Below are 19,858 nucleotides of genomic sequence, written 5' to 3'. Positions count from 1 at the left end.
GGTGCGCCCGATAACCTTGGGGCATGCCCTCTCCGCACTGGAAAGCCCCGGTCGCCGGCGGCCCGGTCGACGCCACGGTCCGGCTGCCCGGCTCCAAGTCGATGACCAACCGGGCGCTGATCCTGGCGGCGCTCGCCGAGGACCCGGTGTGCATCACCCGGCCGCTGCACAGCCGCGACACCGAGCTGATGGCGGACGCGCTGCGCGCGCTGGGGGCGAACATCGGGGAAGACTTCGCTGACTGGCAGACCGTTCCGGGCGAGCTGCGCGGGCCCGCGCGGGTGGACACGGGGCTCGCCGGGACGGTGATGCGGTTCGTCCCGCCCGTCGCGGCGCTGGCCGCCGGGGACGTCGCCGTCGACGGCGACCCCTACGCCCGCAAGCGGCCGATGGGCCCGATCATCGCCGCGCTGCGCGCGCTCGGCGTCGCGATCGACGACGGCGGGCGCGGCGCGCTGCCGTTCACCGTGCACGGGACCGGCTCGGTCGGCGGCGGCCCGGTGACGATCGACGCGTCCGGGTCGTCGCAGCTGGTGTCGGGGCTGCTGCTGGCGGCGCCGCGGTTCGACAAGGGCGTGGAGGTCCGGCACGAGGGGCCGCCGGTGCCGTCCGCGCCGCACCTGGCGATGACCGTGGCGATGCTGCGCGAGCGCGGGGTGGCGGTCGAGACGGAGGAGAACCTCTGGCGGGTCGCGCCGGGGCCGGTCCGCGGCGGCGAGTGGGTGATCGAGCCCGACCTGTCGAACGCGGCGCAGTTCCTCGGCGCCGCGCTGGTCACCGGCGGCCGCGTCACCGTCCCGGACTGGCCGGCGGAGACGACGCAGCCGGGCGACGCGCTGCGCGACCTGCTCGCCCGGATGGGCGCGGACGTGGCGCTCGGGCCGGACGGGCTGACCGTCCGCGGGCCCGGCGGGTTCTCCGGGCTGGACGCCGACCTGCACGACGTGGGGGAGCTGACCCCGGTGCTCGCGGCGCTCGCCGCGCTGGCCGACTCCCCGTCCCGGCTGACCGGGATCGCGCACCTGCGCGGCCACGAGACCGACCGGCTGGCGGCGCTCGTCACCGAGATCAACGGGCTCGGCGGGGACGCGCGGGAGCTGCCCGACGGCCTGGAGATCCGGCCCCGCAAGCTGCACGGCGGCGTCTTCCGCACCTACGACGACCACCGGATGGTGATGGCGGCGGCGGTGCTGGGCCTGGCCGTCCCGGGCGTCGAGGTGGAGAATCCGGGCACGGTGGGCAAGACACTGCCAGGCTTCACGGAGCTGTGGACGTCGATGCCGGCGTCCGCCTGAGAGCGGGGACGGACCACTGGCACGACGAGTACAGGACTACGACGAGGACGACGTCCGGGTGCGGCCCGGGCGCCGCGGGTCGCGGCCGCGCACCCGCCGCCGTCCGGCGCACGAGGACGCCTCCGCCGGGTTCGTGACGGCGGTGGACCGGGGCCGGTACCGCTGCCTGGTGGGCACCGGGACCGGCGGCGAGCGGGCCGTCGTCGCGATGCGCGCCCGCGAGCTCGGCCGCAAGGGCGTGGTGGTCGGCGACCGGGTCGCGCTGGTCGGGGACGTGTCCGGCGCGCCGGACACCCTCGCCCGGATCGTCCGGGTGGAGCCGCGGACGTCGTCGCTGCGCCGCACCGCCGACGACACCGACCCGTTCGAGCGGATCGTCGTCGCCAACGCCGACCAGCTGGTGATCGTCACGGCGCTGGCCGACCCGGAGCCGCGGCCCCGGATGATCGACCGGCAGCTCGTCGCCGGCTACGACGCCGGCATGGACCCGCTGCTGTGCCTCACCAAGGCCGACCTCGCCGACCCGGACGAGCTGGTCGCCGAGTACGCGCCGCTCGGCGTCCCGTACGTGGTGACGCGGCGCGGCGACGACCTGGCGGAGCTGCGCGGGCACCTGTCCGACCGGATGAGCGTGCTCGTCGGCCATTCGGGGGTCGGCAAGTCCACGCTGGTCAACGCGCTGGTCCCGGACGCGGAGCGGGCCGTCAGCCACGTCAACGCGGTGACCGGGCGGGGCCGGCACACCTCCTCGTCGGCGATCGCGCTGGAGCTGCCCGGCCGCGACGGCTGGATCATCGACACCCCGGGGGTGCGCAGCTTCGGGCTGGCGCACGTCGAACCGGGGAACGTGATCAACGCGTTCGAGGACCTGGCGGAGGGCGCGGCGGAGCGCTGCCCGCCGCTCTGCGACCACCTGCAGGAATCCTGCGGCCTGGACGGATGGGTCGCGGACGGGCACGCCAGCCGGGCCCGGCTCGAGTCGCTGCGCCGGCTGCTCGCCAGCCGCGAGGGCGAGCCGGAGTAGCCCTCCGCCGCCACCGGGCACGGAACGATCCGGGCGAAAACGGCGCTTCACAACGCGGGCGGCATCGGTATCGTCGCCTGCATGCCGCAGACCATCCACGAAGGCCGCTACGAGCTCCTGGAGGAGCTGGGCCGGGGCGGGATGGGCGTCGTGTGGCGGGCCCGCGACACCGTGCTGCACCGCGAGGTGGCGCTCAAGGAGGTGTCGCCGCCGCGCGGCCTGGACGAGGCGCAGGCCGAGCGGATGTACGCGCGGACGATGCGGGAGGCGCGGTCGGCGGCGGGGCTCGACCACCACGGCATCGTCACCGTGTACGACGTCGTCCGGGAGGACGGCCGGCCCTGGATCGTGATGCAGCTGGTGCGGGCCCCCGCCCTGGACGAGGTGATCCGGCGGGAGGGCCCCCTCGCGCCGGACCGGGTCGCGCGGATCGGGCTCGACCTGCTGGAGGCGCTGCGGGCGGCGCACGGGGCGGGCGTCGTGCACCGCGACGTCAAGCCGGGGAACGTGCTGCTCACCGACCGGCGCGCCGTCCTCACCGACTTCGGCATCGCGACCATCGTGGGCGACGAGACGCTCACGCAGACCGGCGCGATCGTCGGCTCGCCCGCCTACCTGTCGCCCGAGCAGGCCCGCCGGGAGGACGCGACCCCGGCGTCCGACCTGTGGTCGCTCGGCGCCACGCTCTACGCGGCGGTCGAGGGCCGCCGCCCGTACGAGCGCCCCGACATCTTCGGCCTGATGGGGGCGCTGCTCAGGGACGACCCGGACCCGCCGCGCCGGGCCGGTCCGCTGGAGCCGGTGCTGCACGGGCTGCTGCGCCGGGACGCGCGAACCCGGATCGGCCACGACGAGGCGGAGCGGCTGCTGCGCCTCGTCGTGCCCGGCGCGCCCCTTCCCGCGTCGCCGCCGGTCCCCGGACCGCAGCCGCCGCCCGAGCCGATCGGGCTCAACACGACCCTCGGCGGCGGCGGACAGGACACTCTGCCGCCGGCCCCGGTCCCCGGTCCCGGCCCCTCGCCGCAGCCGTCCGGCCCGCATCCGCCCGGCCCGCGGCCACCGGAACCGCAGCCGCAGCCGCCTCGTCGGCGCCGATGGGAGCTGATCGTCCCGGCGGGCGTCTTCGCGGCCGCCGTGGTGGCGGCCGCGGTCGCGTTCGCGGTCTTCGTCGACAACGGCGGTAACGGCGGGCCGACCAACGGTTCCACCCCGTCCGCCTCCGGCAGCGCGGGCACCGGCGCCGCGAGCACCGGCATCCCGTCCGGATACCACCGGTACCAGGGGTCGGCGTTCGTGGCGGCCGTCCGCGACGGGTGGAAGGCGGACGGCTCCGGCGACGACGTCACCTTCTCCGACCCCGCGAAGGGGGCGACGCGCGGCGTAGCCGTCTCGCGGGTGCAGCCGGGCCTGCTCGACACCCGCGACCCCGGGGACGCGCTGGCGTCGGCGGCCGAGGGCTTCGACGACAAGGACTCCGGCTACACCGACTACAAGCAGGTGTACTTCCGCCGGAACGTCCCCTACAGGGACCGGGACGCCGCGGAGATCGACTTCACGTTCGTCAAGAACGGGAGGCCGAGCCAGGCCCGCGTGCGGGTGTTCGCGTTCGACGGCGCGCTGTACCAGGTCCTCGCGGCCGCCGACCAGGCGCACTGGGACGCGACGCTGCCCGTCTACGACACCTTCCTCAACACCTTCCAGGCCCCCGGCTGACCCGGCCGCCGGCCCGGCTCACAGGCGGGCTCACAGGCGGGCTCACGGGCCGGGCTCACGGGCCGGACGCGGCGTCCCGGGGCTCCTCGAACAGGCTGCGGGCCCGGGCCTCGGCCTCGTTCAGCGCCCGGACGTGCTCGGGCGCCAGCTCCTCCACGCACCGGGTCATCTCCTCGGTGACCCCGCTGAACGCGCTCTCCTCGGCGGCGCGCAGCGCGGCCCGCACGCTCGCGGAGCGGGCGCCGAGCGCGGCCCACTCCAGCTCCAGCCGCGCGACGGCCTCGTCGAACGCGCGGGCGGTGTCGGCGCCCGCGTCCCTCAGCCCGTCCGGGATCGGGCCGCGGCCGGACTTGCGGGCCTGCGCGGAGAGCGTGGAGATCCGGCTGGCGAGCACCAGCCCCTCGCGGGCCAGCGGCAGCACCTCGGTGATCAGGTCCGTGACGGCCTTGGCGAGCTCCTCCACCCGGGTCAGCAGAGTCTCCGTCGCGTCCTCCAGCGCGGCGGAGGAGCGCGCGGCGACCCGTTCGGCCACGTCCTGGCGGCTGCGCGCCAGCACGGGGACGACGTCGCGGTCCAGCCGGCGGCGCAGGTCCTGCTCGCGGGCGTCGCGCTCGCCGGTCCCGGCGCGCTGCGCCCAGTCGGCCCAGAGCCGTTCGAGGCGCTCGTCCCCGGACGCGGCGATCTCCGCGGTGATCTCCTCCAGCGCCTCGCCGGCCCGGGCCTTCAGCCGCTCCACGCGCCCGTACAGCGCCTCCCGTTTGAACGGGTCGTTCAGCTCGTTCAGCTGGGCCTGCAATCGGCGGGAGACGTCGATGGCGTGCTCGGCCAGGGGGACGAGGCGGTCGGCGAGTTCGTCGAGCGTCCGCGCGCGGCGCGGGTCGGTGAGCTCGGCGACCCACCCGGGTAGGTCGTGGGCCATGCGCCCCATGCTGCCAGGTGCGCGCCGCGCGGACCGGCCGCCGCGCCTCACGGGCGGACCGAAAAGCCGTAACGGCCCGGGGTGAGTGTGTCGGCGCGGGGCGTGATCGCGGTAGCGTGGCACGCCGTGGCGGGCTATTCCGATGACCTGCGTCTCGCGCACGTGCTGGCGGACGGGGCCGACGACATCACGACCAGGCGTTTCCGCGCCCTCGACCTGAGCGTCGAGACCAAGCCGGACCTGACGCCGGTCAGCGACGCCGACCGCAGCGTGGAGGAGCAGATCCGCGGCACGCTGAAGCGGGCCCGGCCGCGGGACGCGGTGCTCGGCGAGGAGTACGGCCGCACCGGGTACGGCAACCGGTGCTGGATCATCGACCCGATCGACGCGACGAAGAACTTCGTGCGCGGCGTCCCGGTGTGGGCGACGCTGATCGCGCTGATGGAGAACGACGAGATCGTCGTCGGGGTGGTGTCGGCGCCGTCGCTGAGCCGGCGCTGGTGGGGGGCGCGCGGCGGCGGTGCCTGGACGGGCCGCAGCCTCACCCGGGCGTCCCGGATGACGGTGTCGGCGGTGACGGACCTGTCGGACGCGTCGCTGTCGTTCTCCAGCCTGAGCGGCTGGGAGGAGCAGGGGCGCCTGCCCCATTTCATCGACCTGACCCGGCAGGTGTGGCGGACGCGGGCGTTCGGCGACTTCTGGTCGCACATGATGGTGGCCGAGGGCGCGATCGACATCTCCACCGAGCCGGAGGTGTCGCTGTGGGACCTCGCCGCCCTCCAGGTGATCGTGGAGGAGGCCGGCGGGATGTTCACCGACCTGTCCGGCGTGCCGGGCCCGGACGGCGGCAGCGTCGTGTGCACCAACGGGCGGCTGCACGGCGAGGTGCTGCGCACCCTGGGCGGCGGGCAGCTGTCCCTGCGGGTCTGAGCGCTGGTTTCCCGCGGACTCGCGACATATCGTGGAACAGCGGTCGGCGGACGGCCGTTGAACCATGTGAGCGGCCCGCAAACGGAGGTATCGGATGTCGACCCAGACCAAGATCGCGATCGGCGGCGTAGTCGTCGGCCTGATCACCCTGTTCATCCTGCCCGCGTGGATGAGCCTCATCATCATCCTGGTGGCGCTCGGCATCCCCGTGGCGGGGTACCTGATGCTCGACCCGTCGCAGCGCAAGCGGCTGCGCGCCCAGGGACGCAAGCGCCTGGGCAGCTGACGCGCGCCCACCTGACGGGCGCCCGCCCGACGCCCGCGCGCCCGACGGGCCGTAGCATTCCGCCGTGGCGGAGATACGGGTCGGTGTCGTCGGGGCCGGGATCCTCGGGCTGGCCATAGCGCGCCGGCTGACCCGGACGCGGCCGGACATGAAGGTGACGGTCCTGGACAAGGAGGCCCGCGTCGCGGCCCATCAGACGGGCCACAACAGCGGCGTCGCCCATGCGGGCCTCTACTACGCGCCGGGATCGCTCAAGGCGACCCTGTGCCGCCGCGGCATCGGCCTGCTGAAGGACTACTGCGCCGAGAAGGGCTTGCCGTACGAGGAGTGCGGCAAGCTCGTCGTGGCGCGCGACGCGGGCGAGATCGGCCCGCTGGAGGAGATCGAACGGCGCGCGACCGCCAACGGGGTGCCGGGGCTGCGGCGGCTGGCGGGCGCCGAACTGCGCGAGATCGAGCCGCACGCCGCCGGCGTCGCGGCGCTGCACTCCCCGACCACCGCCATCGTCGACTTCCCGGCCGTGGCGCGCGCGTTCGCCGCCGACGTCACCGACGGCGGCGGCGAGGTCCGGCTGGGCTTCGATGTCGTCCGGCTCGGCCGGGCGGGCGGGCGCGTCCGGGTCGGCTCGCCGGACGAGGAGCTGGTCTTCGACCTGCTGATCGTCTGCGCGGGCCTGCAGTCGGACCGGGTCGCCCGGCTGGCGGGCGACTCCCCCGACCCCGCGATCGTCCCGTTCCGGGGCGAGTACTACCGGCTCGTCCCGTCCCGCACGGGCCTGGTGCGCGGCCTGATCTACCCGGTGCCCGACCCGCGCTACCCGTTCCTCGGCGTCCACTTCACCCGCCGCGTGGACGGCGGCGTCGACGTCGGCCCGAACGCCGTCCTGGCGCTGGCCAGGGAGGGCTACCGGCGCCGCGACGTCCGTCCCGCCGACCTGTGGGAGACGCTGCGCTCCCCCGGCTTCCGGCACCTCGCGCGGCGGCATTGGCGGACGGGCGCGAAGGAACTGTACGGGTCGGCGGTCAAGCGGGCGTTCGTCGCGCAGGCGCGCGGTTTCGTGCCCGAACTGACCGCCGACGACGTCGTCGCCGCGCCCGCGGGCGTCCGGGCCCAGGCCGTGGACCCGGACGGCTCGCTGGTCGACGACTTCCGCATCGGCCGCATCGGCCCGATCGTGACCGTCCGCAACGCGCCCTCGCCCGCCGCGACGTCCTCCCTGGCGATCGCCGAGCACGTCACCGCCGGCCTCTGACGCGTCAGGACCAGAGCTTGCGGTCGTCGCCGCGCGGGTCGTGGACCATCTCGTCCGACGGGTGGCCGAACAGCTTCACCGCGCGGGTGGAACCGTCGAACCGGTCCCAGCCGGGGTCGCCGTCCACCGCGAACGACACCCAGGCGCGGTGCATCCGGTCGGCGAGGTCCTGCGGCGGGTTCGGGCCCGCGAGGCCCTCGGGCTCGGCGGTGAGGTTGTCGAAGACGAACCCGAGCTCCAGCGCGTGGCAGGCGCCGAGGCCGTGGTTCGGGGACCGCCAGCCGAACTCGTACATCCAGGTCCCGCCGGCGCCGCCGGACGCGGCGTGCCGCTCGGCGAGCCGGTTGGCCGGGACCCGGAACAGGCTGTCGGTGATGATCGTCGCCATCAGCTCGCCGGGCGCGGCCTCGGGGTGCCGCTGCCGGTAGGCGGCCGACACCGCCGGCGGCACGCCCATCCCGGCGGTCGCGGCGAACACCAGGTCGTCGTTGACGGCGGCGGCGATCCCGGTCGGCATCAGGAACAGCCGGAACTCCTCGGAGGTGTAGCCGGTGAGCAGGTCGACGTCGCGTCCCGCGCCGTCGCCGACCGCGTCCTCGGGCCGCCGGGAGAGCAGCTCGCCGTCCAGCACGGGGGTGAGCGACATGCCGCCCGCGGCGGTCGTGACGCCCCACCGGCCGGGGTCGGGCAGCGCGGTGACCTCGGCGGCGACGGCGGACTGGATCGGCAGGATCGCGGCCGGATCGAGCTTGGCGAACCCCTCGGCGGTCGGCTCGACGCCGAGCCGCGCGGCCATCTCCTTGGTGACGAGCAGCGCGTCCGCCGGGTCCTGCGCGATGGATCCGGCGCCGCTCTGCCCGATCGCGCGGTGGAACAGGCCGAGGTCGAGGGAGAGCAGGGTGCTGACGCTCATCGCGCCGGCCGACTCGCCGAACACCGTGACGCGGGCGGGGTCGCCACCGAAGCCGGCGATGTTGTCGCGGACCCACTCCAGCGCGAAGATCTGGTCGAGCAGCCCCCGGTTGGCGGGCGCGCCCGGAAGGTGCGCGAAGCCTTCGACGCCGAGCCGGTAGTTGATGCTCACGCAGACGACGCCGTCGCGGGCGAAGTTGCGGCCGTTGTAGACGTCGACGGCGCCGGACCCGTTGCGGAACGCGCCGCCGTGGATCCACACCATGACCGGCAGTCCGGAGCCGCCGGGCTCGGGCGTCCAGACGTTCAGGTTGAGGCAGTCGTCCCCCGGAACGACCGGGTCGGGCAGGAGCCGGTCAAAGGGGCGCGGGTAGCCGGGCTTGGGCGCCGTCGGCCCGTACTCGACGGCGTCCCGGACGCCGTCCCAGGGCTCGGGCGGCTGCGGCGCCTGGAACCGGTTCGCGCCGAACGGGGGCGCCGCGTAGGGGATGCCGAGGAAGGCGGTGACGCCGTCCCTGGTCGTGCCGCGAACTTCGCCGTACGCCGTCCGAACGACCGCCTCCATGCCGCGCCTCCGATTCTAGAACGAAATTCGACAAATCAGAGAGTACGGGACGGGCACCCCTGGGCGGAATGGGCGGATCAGCGGGTGCCGTCGTCTCCGGAGCGCAACATCCGGGTGAGGTAGTCGCGGGCGAAGGCGCGGATGGCGTCCTCGTCGTCCAGGGCGAGCCCGCCGCCCGGCACGAGCAGCAGCGACACCGCGACCCGCAGCAGCACCTCGGCCACGGCGTTGTGCTCCTCGGCCCGCTCGGGACGGGCGCGGCGCAGCCGGTCGGCGAGGACGTCGCGGGCGGCGAGCATCACCGCGCCGCCGTTCATGCTGAGCTGCGGCAGGAACGCCTCCGGCTCGCTCTGCAGGACGCGGGTCATCAGCGGGTGCGTGCGGGCGCTCTGCAGGCCGGCCACGAAGCCCTCGACCACCGCGTCCTCGGGCGACGCCAGGCCCTCGGTCGCGCGGGCGATCCCGGTCAGGAAACGGCGGCACTCGCGCAGGATCACCGCCTGGAGGAGCTGCTCCTTGTTGCTGAACCGCCGGTAGATGGTGGTGCGCGCGACACCGGCCCGCTTGGCCACGTCCTCCACGCTGACCCGGCGCAGCCCGTAGGTCTCGAACTCCCCGAGCGCGGCGTCCAGGATCCGGGCGTCGAGGTCGTCGCCGTCGGCGGCGGGATCGGAGAGGCGGGCGAGCAGCCCGTCCGCGCGGTCGGACGGCCGGGCGCCGGTCAGGGAGGTCGCGTCCGTGGTCATGGACGCACCCTAACCGCCCGAAGGCCCGGTCCGTGCCCGTCCGCGCAACATAGCTACAATTATCGTTGTTCTGTTCCACGCTCGTTTCCCCTCGGCGGTGCCCATGCCCGACCCAGCGCCCACACCCCTCGGCCCCGGCTCGCTGACCTGGCGGTACTTCGGCGACACCCGGATGCTGCTGGTCGGCCCGCGCGCCGCCGTCCTGCAGAACATGCTCCCGGCGCTCGGCCAGGGCGTCCTGGACCACTCGGTGTTCTTCTCCGAGACGTTCGCGCGGCTGAAGCGCTCCGCCGGCCCGATCCTCGACACCGTCTATGGCGGCGACCGCTCCCTGGAGACCGGACGGCAGGTCCGCGACTTCCACGTCGACATCAAGGGGACGATGCCGGACGGCTCGCGCTACCACGCGCTCGACCCCGAGACCTACTACTGGGCGCACGCGACCTTCCTCGACAGCATGCTCTACTGCATCGAGACGTTCGTCCGGCCCCTCGGCGAGGCGGAGAAGCGCCGCATCTACGAGGAGTCCAAGACCTGGTTCCGGATGTACGGGGTCAGCGACCGGGCCATGCCGGACGACTGGGAGGCGTTCCAGGCGTACTGGAAGCGGATGCTGGACGAGGAGATCGTCGCGCACAAGACCGCCCGGTACGGCGTCGGCTACGTCACCAAGGGCCTGCCCGCGCCGCCGAACGTCCCGGCGCCGGTGTGGCGGGCGGTGTCGCCGCCGCTGAACGCGGTCGCCCGGTTCATCACGGTCGGCGGCCTCCATCCCCGGATGCGCGAGCTGCTGGACCTCCCGTGGAGCGAGGCCGACGAGCGCCGCCACCGCCGCTTCGCGGCGATCGTCCGCCGCGGCAACGCGCTGTGGCCGCTGCTCCCGGAAACCGTCCGCTACCTCCCCCAAGCCCGGAAGGCCTTCCGCCGCGCCCGAGCCACCCACCGCACACGTTGAGTTGCGGCGAGTCGTCGTTATGAGGCGCCTCATAACGACGACTCGCCGCAACTCAACGAAGTCACGGGGTGGAGCGGATTCTGGCGTCGTAGGTCTTGCGAGCCTCGGGGTCGTAGTCGAGGAAGATCGTGTCGAGGCCGTAGCGGCGGGAGACCGCCTGCTTCAGGCGGTCCGGCAGCAGCGCGCCGAACCGGATCTGCCGGCCGAGCGCCTTCGGCACCACGACCTGGGGGCGCGGGCGCGCGATCAGCCCCGCGACCGCGGCGGCGATCTCCTCCGGCTCGCAGTTGCGCATCCCCTTCGGGCTGCGCGTCCCCGCGATCAGGTCGGTGTTGGTGAACGTCGGCAGCACCGCGCTGACGTGCACACCCTTGCCCTGCACCTCCAGCCGCGCCGCCTCGGTGAACGCCACGACGGCCGACTTGCTGGCGTTGTAGAGCGCCAGCCCCGGCGTCGGCATCACCCCGGCGACGGACGCGATGTTGATCACGTGGCCGCGCCCGCGCGGCAGCATCCGGGCCAGCGCGAGCTTGGTGCCCAGCATGACGCCGTGCACGTTGATGTCCAGGCAGCGGCGGGCGTCGGCGTCGCTCTCGTCCGTGACCGGCCCGATCGGCATGATCCCGGCGTTGTTCACCAGGACGTCCAGCAGCCCGGCCGCGTCCTCGGCGTTCGCCAGGAACGCCTCGAACGACGCGCGGGACGTCACGTCCAGCGGGAACGCGGCGACGCCCAGCGACTCGCCCGCCTCCTTCACGGCGGCCTCGTCGATGTCGCCGATGACCACCACCGCGCCCCGCGCCTTCAGCGCGCGGGCGGTGGCCAGGCCGATGCCGCGCGCCGCACCGGTGATCGCGATGACCTTGCTCATGGGGCCTCCTGCAGGCGGTCGATCCGGACGGGCAGGCCGTCCTTCGGGGACGGCAGGGACGTGGTGTCCAGCGGCCATTCGTACCGCGCGGGCACGCTCCACCGGTACCGCTGCAGCACCTGGTGCAGGATCGTCTTCACCTGCATCCCCGCGAAGTACATCCCGATGCACTTGTGCGCGCCGCCGCCGAACGGCGACCACGCGTACTTGTGCACCTTGTCCTCGCGGCGCTCCGGCGAGAACCGCTCGGGGTCGAAGACGTCGGGGTCCTTCCACCACTGCGCCATGTGGTGGTTGCTGAGCATCGGGACGACGACGGTCGTGCCTGCGGGGATGTGATAGCCGAGGATCGAGGTGTCCTTGACGACCCGGCGCGGCAGCGCGGGGACGGGCGGGACCATCCGCAGCGACTCCTTCATCACCATGTCGATGCCGGTCAGCCCGTCCAGGTCCTCGTACTCCAGCGACGGCCGGCCGAGCCGCTCCGCCAGCGCGAACGACTCGTCGCGCAGCCGCTCCTGCCATTCGGGGTACTTGGCCAGGTAGTACGCCATCGTGGTGAGCGTGATGGTCGTGGTGTCGTGCGCCGCCATCAGCGCGAAGATCATGTGGTTGACGACGTCCTCGTCGGTGAAGCGCTGCCCGTCGTCGGTCTCCGCCTCGCACAGCGCCGCGAACAGGTCGTCGCCGCCGTCGCGCCGCTTGGCGGGCAGGTGCTGGTAGAAGAACGCCTCCAGCTCCTTGCGCGCCCGCAGGCCCTTGTTCCAGCGCAGGCCGGGAAAGTTGAACCGGACGTAGGCGGTGCCGGCGCGGACGGCGTCGATGAACGCGCCGTTGACCCGGTCGGCCTCGGCGCGGTCCAGCTCGACGCCCATGAAGACGTCCGTCGCGAGGTCGAGGGTCAGCTGCTTGACGTGGTCGTAGACCTTGAAGCCGGACCCGGGGTCCCACGCCTCGACGCCCCGGACGATGCCGGGCGCCATCGCGTCCATGTAGGCGCGCAGCCTCGGCCGGGTGAACGCCTGCTGCATGATGCGGCGGTGGTGCAGGTGCTCCTCGAAGTCCAGGAGCATGATGCCGCGGTGGAAGAACGGCCCGATGAAGTAGCTCCAGGCGGGCCCGTTCGCGAACGCCTTGTCCCGGTTGACCAGCACCGCCTCGGCGGCCTCCGGGCCCTGGACGGTGCAGGTCCGCATGCCGAGCAGCCAGCCCCACGCGATCGGCCCGTACTCCTCGTAGCGGCGCCGGGCCATCCCGATCGGGTCGCGCATCACGCTGAGGGTGTTGCCGACGTACGGGATTCCGGGGACGCCGGGGACCGCCTTGAGGCCGCTGCCCTCCGGCGGCGGCGCGAGCACGCTCGTCATGAACCCTCCGGACGCGCCGCCCGGACCGATGCCGGGCGTGCAACAAAAGTGCAGTTTCTGTCGCTTTGTTGTAACGCAGCGGACGTCCGTAAGTCCAGGCTTACGCCAGGTTAGTTACGCCTCCGAACCGGAGCCGGAGCCAGATCCGGCGCTCAGCGCGCCTCGCGGGCCGCGGGCGCGCGCAGCAGCCGCCGCCGCGCCGCCTCCGTCAGCGGACGGTACGCGCCCGACCGGTCCCGGTAGTACACCCGGCCGTCGTCCGCGGCGGGGATGCCCTCTTCGCGCAGCGGGGCCGTCCGCAGCCGCCGCCCGGCCGTGACGGGCACCTCGTCCACCACCCGGACGATCGACGGCCGCAGCCCCGGATCGACCCGCAGCAACGCCTCCGAGAGGTCCACCGGCTTCAGCCCGGCGCCCTCCGGAGCCGATCCGGCGCCGCCGCGCAGGCCGACCGCCGCGGCGGCGAGCTCGCGGTCCCCCGCCGGGATGCCGTAGACGGCGACGGTGTCGATGTAGGGCAGGTCGCCGAGCGCGTCGCGGATCGGCCCCGGCGGGACGATCCCCTCCGCCGTATGGATCAGCTCGGCGTCCCGCCCGACCAGCCAGAAGTCGCCGTCGGCGTCCCGCCGGAACAGGTCGCCGGTAATCGTCCACGCGTCCTCGGGGCGGAACACCCCGCGCACCGGGCGCGCCGCCGACCCCACGGCCGACGGCCGGACCCGCGCGAGCAGCATGCCGATCTCGCCGGGCTCGCACTCGACGGCGAATCCGTCCGCGCCCTGCACGAGCCGTCCGCTCTCCAGGTCGTAGCGGGCCAGCCGCACCTCGGCGCTGCCGGGCAGCGGCCGCCCCAGCGAACCGGGCTTCTTGCCGCTGAGGTTCACCAGGACCGCCTCGCCCTCGGTGGAGGCGTAGAACTCCAGCACCCGCGCGGGCGCGAACCGGTCCTCGACCCGCCGCCACAGGTTGCGCGGCATCCCCGACCCGATGAACAGCCGGACGGCGTGGTGCCGCTCCGCCGGGTCCGGCGGCGCGTTGACCAGGTCGCGCAGCAGCGTCCAGGTGTAGGACGCGACGGTCACCCCGTAGCGGCGCGCCTCGTCCCAGAACGTCTCCGGGTCGTAGCCGCCGGCGAGCGCCAGCCGCGCGCCGCCCGCGACCGCACCGCCGAGGCTCATCAGCAGCGCCGACGGGTGCTGCAGCGGCGTGATGCTGTAGACGGTGTCGGCCGGGGACAGCGCGGCCGACGAGGCCGTGCCGAACGCCGACAGCGCCCACCGCCGGTTGGTGATCCGGCTCGCCCGCAGGTGCCCGCCGTCCCCGCTGAAGATCACGAAGGCGAGGTCGCCGGCGCGGCCCGGGTTCGGCCGGTACCACTTCGGCGGCTCGACCGCGTCCGGGTCGATCTGCTCCATGTCGGTCAGCGGGCCCCGGTCGCCGCGTCCGGCGCCGCCGAGCACGTAGCCGTCCACGCCGTCCAGCCGGGCGGCGCGCGCCGCGTGCTCGGGGTCGGCGATCACCCGCGTGACCCCGCTCAGCGCCGCCTCCGCCGCCGGGTCGCCGTCCGGGCGCAGCAGCACCGCGACGGCGCCGAGCCGGCTCAGCGCCGCGACCAGCGCCAGCGCCGTCGGCCGCGTCCCCATCAGCACGCCCACCGCGTCCCCGTGCCGGACGCCGACGTGGATCAGCCCGCGCACGATGGCGTCGATGCGCCGCTTCGCCGCGTCGTGGGTGTGCGCGCGCCCCTGGTAGAGGAAGAAGACCTCCTCCGGCATGCGCCGGGCCTGCTCGTCCAGCAGCAGCCCCATCGACATGCGGGTGTTGGAGTGGATCCGCTCCAGCCGGGCGAGCCGCGGCAGGTTCTGCGCGGCCTCGCCGGTCAGCTGCCGCGTCCCCTGGACGGCCCGCGCCGCCGTCCGGAACGCCGAGCGCGCGGCGTTCGTCCCGATCCCCATCGCCAGCTGCAGCCCGTAGCCGGCGGGCCCGCCGGGCAGGGCGGCCGGCGGCACCTCCTCGTCCCCGGCCACCGGCGCGATGATCTCGGGCAGCTCTCCTTCGCCCTCGCGCCAGCGCACCCACGCCGCCACCGACGGCCACGTCCGCGAGATCGCGAGGCTGCCCACGACGAGCCCGAAATGCCCGGCCCGCAGGCACGCCTCGTACACCTGGGCGCGCGGTGCGGCCCGCCGGATCCCGCGCACCATCGGCGGCGCGGCGATCTCGTCGACCTCGCCGACGAAGGTCAGCACCGGGCAGGTGATGTCGGCCAGCGTCACCAGCCGGTCGCCGATGACGAACCCGCCGGTGAGCATGCGGTTGTGCTGGATGAACTGCCGGATGAACTCCGCCAGCGCCGGGCCCGGCCACGACACCCAGCCCTCGCGTTCCAGGAACCGGCGCTGCCGCTCGCGCGGCGCGAGGCGCTCCCGGTCGTGCAGCTGCATGATGAACTCGGCCCGCGACCGCACCGACTTCACCGGGCTGAGCAGCTGGAACCCCAGCCGCGTCACCCACCCCGGCACCGCGAACCCGCCGAGCATCCAGTCCGGGATACGCTCGGCGCCCTCCGTCGCGATCCAGCTCGGCAGCCCGAACGGCAGCCCGACGCTGGTGTCGGACGGGCTCCCGAACGTCACCACCGACGCGACGCCCTCGCTGCGCCGGTACGCGGCCGCCTGGTAGACGAACATGCCCCCCTGCGAGTACCCGGCGAGGTGGACGTCCCGCCCGGTGATCGCCCGGATCCGGTCGACGGCGTCGCTGACCGCCACCACGTGGTCGGTGACGGTCCGCTCCAGCCCGCCGGGCTCGCGCTCGGGGGCGCCGAAGTCGACCACCCACGGGTCCACGCCGAGGTCCCGCAGCACCCCGACCGCGCTGACCCGCGAGGAGATGTCGTACACCTCCGCCGTGATCATCAGCGGCGGGACGAGCAGCATCGCCGGACCGTCCGCCGACTCCGGGAAGTAGTGCCGCAGCCGGTACACCCGCTGCTCGGTCACCACCTCGAACGGGGAGGCGTCCTCCTCGGTGTCGAGCCCGCCGAACCGGGCGACCTCCAGGGCGTTCTGGGCGGTGGAGCCCAGGCGGGACCCCAGACTCAGGAGCGCAGCGACCCGGGGGGCGTGGGGGGTCGTCCCCCCTCGAACCACACGGAACAGGGACTTGGCAACCGGCATCGTCGACCCTTCAGGAGCGTCAACGCCATGTTGTCCGTTATCACCGGCATTAGCAATTGGACGGCGTGTTCAGCGGCTCACTTCACCACGCGGGCGCCGTCCATCTGCCCGTCCTTGAGCCGTTCCCACATGTAGCGGCGGCGCGGCTTGCCGCTGGACGTCCGCTGGATCAGCCCGGCGCCGACCACGATCGTCACCTCGACGTCCTCGCCGACCCGGCGGCGCAGCATCTCCCGCACCTCCGGCACCCACGCCTCGTCCTGCGTCTCGGCGAACAGCGCCAGGCCCTTCTGCCCGGCACCCGGCACGCCGACCACCACGATGCGGCCCTTCCCGAGCCCGCTCACCTCGGCGATCTTGGACTCGAGGTCCTCCACGTAGACGGACCGGCCCCGCACCTTGATGCTGTCGCCCATCCGGCCGAGCACGAACAGCTGCCCCTCGTGGAAGAAGCCCGCGTCGCCCGTGTAGACCTTCCCGTCGATGAACCGCGTCGACTTGGCCTCGGCGCCCGCGTAGTACCCGGGGCACGCCGACGCGCCGCCGACCACGATCTCGCCGAGCACGCCCTCGGGCATCTCGCGCCCGTCGTCGTCGACGATGGTGACGGGGACGTCCTCCTCCGGCGTCCCGCACCCGACGATCCACCCGGCCTTCGCGCCGCGCGACTGGGGACCGAGCGTGTGCTGCTCCAGGATCCGCACCGGCTCCCCGAACGACAGCGACTGCGGGTCGGGCCGGATCGCCAGCGGATCGCGCAGCTCCTTGTCCATGGTGACCAGCAGCGTCGTCTCCGCCATCCCGTACGCCGGGCGGAACGCCGTGCGCGAGAACCCGAACGGCTCCAGCAGCTCAGCGAACACCTCCAGCGAATGCGGGTCGATGGGCTCCGCGCCGATCAGCGCCATCTTCCAGCCCGACAGGTCGAGCCCCTCCAGCTGCTCCGGCTTCACCCGCCGCGCACAGTAGGCGTAGGCGAACGGCGGCGCCGCCGTGTGCTGGGCGTCCGCGAAGCACCGGATCCACCGTGCGGGGTCGCGGATGAAGTGGTCGGGACGCATCAGCCGCAGGTTCCCCTGCCGCGCGATCGGGGTGATGAACGTCCCGATCAGCCCCATGTCGTGGTACAGCGGCAGCCACGACGCGACGACGTCGGTGTCCTCGAACCCGGCCGTGCGCGCGATCAGCTCGCTGTTGGCCTCCAGGTTGTCCCAGGTCACCATGACCCCGCGCGGGGCGCCGCTGGACCCGGAGGTGAACTGCAGCAGGGCCAGCTCCCCCGCGGGCTGCACCGCGGCCTCGGCCTCGGCCTGCCGCGGCAGCCACGGGCTCCCGTCGAGCCCCGCCTGCGCCATCGCGCGTCCCGCGTAGTCCGAAAGCCCCTCGGAGGCCACGACCAGCGCCGGACGGGCCTGCGCCAGGATCGCCGCCACATGCGCGACGTAGTCGTCCCCGTCCTGGAAAAGCGGCGGCGTGATCAGGCACACCGTGGCGCCGGCCGCCCACACCGCGAAGTAGGTCTCGACACAGGTGAAGTCCGTGGGCAGGATCAGGCAGACCACGTCGCCGGGCCGGACGCCCTCCTCGATCAGCGCTCCGGCCGTGCGGCGCGCCGCGGAGGCCAGCTCACCGTAGCCGCGGAAGTCCCAGCCGCCGTCGTCGGCCGCCAGGTGGACGCCGCGACCGGTGTTCGGCTTGTCCAGCCAGTCCCGCAGCGCAGATGCCATCGTGTCCCCTTCGACATGCTTGCTCGGTCACCCACGTGACTCGCGGGTAACTTCACCAGCACCTCGCATCCGGCGTCAACCGGCCCGATCGGCAAACAGACCGCCCGGTCATTTGGAGAGATCCAACAACTCAGACACGCTCGGGTTTGTCACGCCGGACGGCCTCCAGGCCCCGCGCCGCACCCCGCCAGCCGACCAGCACCAACCCCAGGAACACCAGCGCGACCAGCACGAACGTGAACGCGATCCCCTGCCCCGACACGACCCGCAGGACCATCCCCACCACGACCGCCGACAGCCAGACGCCGACCCCCACCGGCACCGCGTCGCCCCGCCGCCGCCACACCCGCAACAGGGCCCACCCGACCGCGACCCCCACCAGGAACGGCCAAGCGGTGTTCAGAAACCCCGTCACACTGGCCGCCTCGTCATGTGAGCTACGCCCGATCCCCACGAACACGAGCACGCAGCAAACATCGAGCACACCCGCCACCACGTTCCACATAACCCCAGGTTATGTCCGCCTACCCGAAGCCCCGCGACGCCCCCGGCACATCGTTCTACGATAATTCCGCCGCCGACGAAAGGACCGGCTCATGACGATCGTCCTGGTGCACGGAGCCTGGCACAGCCCCTGGTACTGGCGGGAGGTGACGCCCCACCTGAACGCCCCGGCCGTCGCCGTCGACCTGCCCAGCTGCGGCCCCGCCCACGGCGACATGCACGACGACGCCCAGGCGGTCCGCGACGTCCTGGACGCCCACTCCGACCTCACCCTCGTGGCCCACTCCTACGGCGGCATGCCCGCGACCGAAGCCGCCTCCGACCACCCCGCCGTGCGCCACCTCGTCTACGTCGCCGCCTACAACGCCGACGAGAACGAGACGCTCATGACCTTCGCCGCCATGGCCGGCACCGAACCCAACATCAACCCCGAGATCGACTGCGACTTCGAGAACGGCCTCCTCGTCTTCAAACCCGACCGCGCCGAGCACGTCCTCTTCCACGACTGCCCCGACCCCCACGAAGCCGCGAGCCACCTACGCCCCATGGCCCCGCCCTTCGCCCAGCAGTCCCCCAACAACATCGCCTGGAAGACGATCCCCTCCACCTACGTCATCTGCACCCAAGACCGCGCGACCGCCGTAGGCGTCCAGAGAACCCTCAGCACCCGCGCCGCCCACGTCCACGAACTCCCCTCAAGCCACTCCGCCTACCTGTCCCACCCCACCCACCTGGCCGAAATCATCAACGCCGCCCTTTGATCATGGGAGGATGAAACGGTCGCGGCGGATCCCTCTAGGAAGAACCCCTCATGACCGACGCTCCTCCTCCCGTGGACCTGCGCACGGACGTGCCGCATCCCGCCCGGGTGTACGACTTCTACCTCGGCGGCAAGGACCATTTCGGTGCCGACCGCGAGTTCGGCCGGAAGATCCTGAGCCTCTGCCCGCAGTTGCGGCCGCTGGCCCTGGCCAACCGCAGGTTCCTGGCCCGCTCCGTCGGCGTGCTCGCGCGCGACTACGGGGTCCGCCAGTTCCTCGACCTCGGCACCGGCCTGCCGACCTCGCCCAACCTGCACGAGGTCGCCCAGGGCGCCGCTCCCGAGTCCCGGGTGGTGTACGTCGACAACGACCCGATCGTCCTCGTCCACGCCCGTGCGCTGCTGACCAGCCGCCCCGAGGGCTCCACCGACTACGTCGACTCCGACGTCGTCGACATCGACCGCATCATGCACCAGGCGGCCCGGACGCTGGACTTCAGCCAACCCGTCGCCGTCAGCGCGCTGGCCCTGTTCCACTTCCTGCCCGATCCGGCCCCCGCCGACCTGCTGGCGCGCCTCCGCGACCGCCTGGCGCCCGGCAGCTTCCTGACGATCAGCCACGTCCTCCCCGCGCTGCGCGAGGTCGCCGACGCGTACCAGGGCGCGATGGGCCTGGGCACCCTGCGCGGCAAAGACGAGATCACCGCCCTGTTCGGCGATTTCGAACTCCTGGACCCCGGCCTGGTGGACCCGTACCTCTGGAGGCCCGACCTGGCCCCCCAGGAAGTGGCCCCCACCGAAGAACTGGCCGGCCTGGGCGCAAGCGCCGTAGCCCGCAAACCAACCAACTGAC

At 73.5% G+C, this 19,858-nt stretch carries 17 protein-coding genes; 9 read left to right on the top strand and 8 right to left on the bottom strand.

The annotated features are described in order from the left end of the window. The first annotated feature begins 23 nt into the window (after positions 1-23). From aroA to ABD296_RS04025, 3 genes are all read left to right on the top strand, one after another. Positions 24-1,295: a 3-phosphoshikimate 1-carboxyvinyltransferase gene (aroA, locus tag ABD296_RS04035; RefSeq protein WP_344261536.1), complete on the top strand. Its 1,272-nt coding sequence runs from the start codon at positions 24-26 to the stop codon at positions 1,293-1,295. A 58-nt stretch (positions 1,296-1,353) separates the two neighbouring features. Continuing rightward, positions 1,354-2,319, top strand: a complete 966-nt coding sequence (gene rsgA / locus ABD296_RS04030) for a ribosome small subunit-dependent GTPase A (protein ID WP_344261534.1) — start codon at positions 1,354-1,356, stop codon at positions 2,317-2,319. Between the two features lie 81 nt (positions 2,320-2,400). Next, complete coding sequence (locus tag ABD296_RS04025; RefSeq protein ID WP_344261532.1) at positions 2,401-4,032, top strand: serine/threonine-protein kinase; 1,632 nt, start codon at positions 2,401-2,403, stop codon at positions 4,030-4,032. 55 nt (positions 4,033-4,087) lie between these two features. Here the strand turns inward: ABD296_RS04025 and ABD296_RS04020 are convergent, their stop codons facing one another. Then, positions 4,088-4,951, bottom strand: coding sequence for a hypothetical protein (locus ABD296_RS04020; protein ID WP_344261530.1), 864 nt, complete (start codon positions 4,949-4,951; stop codon positions 4,088-4,090). Between the two features lie 126 nt (positions 4,952-5,077). Between ABD296_RS04020 and hisN the strand changes: the two genes are divergently transcribed. From hisN to lhgO, 3 genes are all read left to right on the top strand, one after another. Continuing rightward, entirely contained in the window at positions 5,078-5,881 is an 804-nt protein-coding gene (hisN, locus tag ABD296_RS04015) for a histidinol-phosphatase (protein WP_344261528.1), read from the top strand. 94 nt (positions 5,882-5,975) lie between these two features. Continuing rightward, entirely contained in the window at positions 5,976-6,167 is a 192-nt protein-coding gene (locus tag ABD296_RS04010) for a hypothetical protein (RefSeq protein ID WP_344261526.1), read from the top strand. Positions 6,168-6,231: 64 nt separating this feature from the next. Further along, on the top strand, positions 6,232-7,419 hold the full coding sequence (gene lhgO / locus ABD296_RS04005) for an L-2-hydroxyglutarate oxidase (protein ID WP_344261524.1): 1,188 nt from the start codon (positions 6,232-6,234) through the stop codon (positions 7,417-7,419). Between the two features lie 4 nt (positions 7,420-7,423). Here lhgO and ABD296_RS04000 read toward each other — a convergent pair whose 3' ends face one another. Continuing rightward, the gene (locus ABD296_RS04000) at positions 7,424-8,896 is read right to left on the bottom strand and encodes a carboxylesterase/lipase family protein (protein WP_344261522.1); all 1,473 of its coding nucleotides are present in this window, start codon (positions 8,894-8,896) and stop codon (positions 7,424-7,426) included. 77 nt (positions 8,897-8,973) lie between these two features. Beyond that, positions 8,974-9,642 (bottom strand): TetR/AcrR family transcriptional regulator, encoded by a 669-nt coding sequence (locus tag ABD296_RS03995; RefSeq protein WP_344261520.1) that lies wholly within the window; start codon positions 9,640-9,642, stop codon positions 8,974-8,976. A gap of 103 nt (positions 9,643-9,745) precedes the next feature. Between ABD296_RS03995 and ABD296_RS03990 the strand changes: the two genes are divergently transcribed. Further along, complete coding sequence (locus ABD296_RS03990) at positions 9,746-10,597, top strand: oxygenase MpaB family protein (protein WP_344261518.1); 852 nt, start codon at positions 9,746-9,748, stop codon at positions 10,595-10,597. Between the two features lie 61 nt (positions 10,598-10,658). Here ABD296_RS03990 and ABD296_RS03985 read toward each other — a convergent pair whose 3' ends face one another. The 5 genes from ABD296_RS03985 to ABD296_RS03965 form a co-directional block, all read right to left on the bottom strand. Beyond that, complete coding sequence (locus ABD296_RS03985; RefSeq protein WP_344261516.1) at positions 10,659-11,468, bottom strand: SDR family oxidoreductase; 810 nt, start codon at positions 11,466-11,468, stop codon at positions 10,659-10,661. Next, positions 11,465-12,835 (bottom strand): cytochrome P450, encoded by a 1,371-nt coding sequence (locus ABD296_RS03980; RefSeq protein ID WP_344261514.1) that lies wholly within the window; start codon positions 12,833-12,835, stop codon positions 11,465-11,467. Before ABD296_RS03980 ends, ABD296_RS03985 begins: the two co-directional genes overlap by 4 nt. Before the next feature lie 152 nt (positions 12,836-12,987). Then, on the bottom strand, positions 12,988-16,014 hold the full coding sequence (locus ABD296_RS03975) for an AMP-binding protein (RefSeq protein WP_344261512.1): 3,027 nt from the start codon (positions 16,012-16,014) through the stop codon (positions 12,988-12,990). A gap of 77 nt (positions 16,015-16,091) precedes the next feature. Next, entirely contained in the window at positions 16,092-17,741 is a 1,650-nt protein-coding gene (locus tag ABD296_RS03970) for an AMP-binding protein (RefSeq protein WP_344261510.1), read from the bottom strand. Positions 17,742-17,871: 130 nt separating this feature from the next. Continuing rightward, on the bottom strand, positions 17,872-18,246 hold the full coding sequence (locus ABD296_RS03965; RefSeq protein ID WP_344261508.1) for a DUF3054 domain-containing protein: 375 nt from the start codon (positions 18,244-18,246) through the stop codon (positions 17,872-17,874). Between the two features lie 91 nt (positions 18,247-18,337). On the opposite strand from ABD296_RS03965, the gene ABD296_RS03960 reads away from it, so the two are divergent. Both ABD296_RS03960 and ABD296_RS03955 read left to right on the top strand, forming a co-directional pair. Continuing rightward, positions 18,338-19,006 (top strand): alpha/beta fold hydrolase, encoded by a 669-nt coding sequence (locus tag ABD296_RS03960; RefSeq protein WP_344261506.1) that lies wholly within the window; start codon positions 18,338-18,340, stop codon positions 19,004-19,006. A gap of 50 nt (positions 19,007-19,056) precedes the next feature. After that, positions 19,057-19,857: an SAM-dependent methyltransferase gene (locus tag ABD296_RS03955; RefSeq protein ID WP_344261504.1), complete on the top strand. Its 801-nt coding sequence runs from the start codon at positions 19,057-19,059 to the stop codon at positions 19,855-19,857. Position 19,858: the final 1 nt, after the last annotated feature.

Origin of the sequence: Actinomadura napierensis, from assembly GCF_039529375.1 — a bacterium.
Classification (GTDB): Bacteria; Actinomycetota; Actinomycetes; order Streptosporangiales; family Streptosporangiaceae; genus Spirillospora; species Spirillospora napierensis.
Note: the sequence above shows the minus strand (reverse complement) of the source record. Positions and strands in the feature narration are given on the sequence as shown.

What these genes read in the sequence shown, in the direction of transcription:
- aroA (WP_344261536.1), top strand. Translation starts at nt 24, where the DNA reads ATGCCCTCTCCGCACTGGAAAGCCCCGGTCGCCGGCGGCCCGGTCGAC.
- ABD296_RS04025 (WP_344261532.1), top strand. Translation starts at nt 2,401, where the DNA reads ATGCCGCAGACCATCCACGAAGGCCGCTACGAGCTCCTGGAGGAGCTG.
- ABD296_RS04020 (WP_344261530.1), bottom strand. Translation starts at nt 4,951, where the DNA reads ATGGCCCACGACCTACCCGGGTGGGTCGCCGAGCTCACCGACCCGCGC.
- ABD296_RS04010 (WP_344261526.1), top strand. Translation starts at nt 5,976, where the DNA reads ATGTCGACCCAGACCAAGATCGCGATCGGCGGCGTAGTCGTCGGCCTG.
- ABD296_RS04000 (WP_344261522.1), bottom strand. Translation starts at nt 8,896, where the DNA reads ATGGAGGCGGTCGTTCGGACGGCGTACGGCGAAGTTCGCGGCACGACC.
- ABD296_RS03995 (WP_344261520.1), bottom strand. Translation starts at nt 9,642, where the DNA reads ATGACCACGGACGCGACCTCCCTGACCGGCGCCCGGCCGTCCGACCGC.
- ABD296_RS03990 (WP_344261518.1), top strand. Translation starts at nt 9,746, where the DNA reads ATGCCCGACCCAGCGCCCACACCCCTCGGCCCCGGCTCGCTGACCTGG.
- ABD296_RS03985 (WP_344261516.1), bottom strand. Translation starts at nt 11,468, where the DNA reads ATGAGCAAGGTCATCGCGATCACCGGTGCGGCGCGCGGCATCGGCCTG.
- ABD296_RS03980 (WP_344261514.1), bottom strand. Translation starts at nt 12,835, where the DNA reads ATGACGAGCGTGCTCGCGCCGCCGCCGGAGGGCAGCGGCCTCAAGGCG.
- ABD296_RS03975 (WP_344261512.1), bottom strand. Translation starts at nt 16,014, where the DNA reads ATGCCGGTTGCCAAGTCCCTGTTCCGTGTGGTTCGAGGGGGGACGACC.
- ABD296_RS03970 (WP_344261510.1), bottom strand. Translation starts at nt 17,741, where the DNA reads ATGGCATCTGCGCTGCGGGACTGGCTGGACAAGCCGAACACCGGTCGC.
- ABD296_RS03965 (WP_344261508.1), bottom strand. Translation starts at nt 18,246, where the DNA reads ATGTGGAACGTGGTGGCGGGTGTGCTCGATGTTTGCTGCGTGCTCGTG.
- ABD296_RS03960 (WP_344261506.1), top strand. Translation starts at nt 18,338, where the DNA reads ATGACGATCGTCCTGGTGCACGGAGCCTGGCACAGCCCCTGGTACTGG.
- ABD296_RS03955 (WP_344261504.1), top strand. Translation starts at nt 19,057, where the DNA reads ATGACCGACGCTCCTCCTCCCGTGGACCTGCGCACGGACGTGCCGCAT.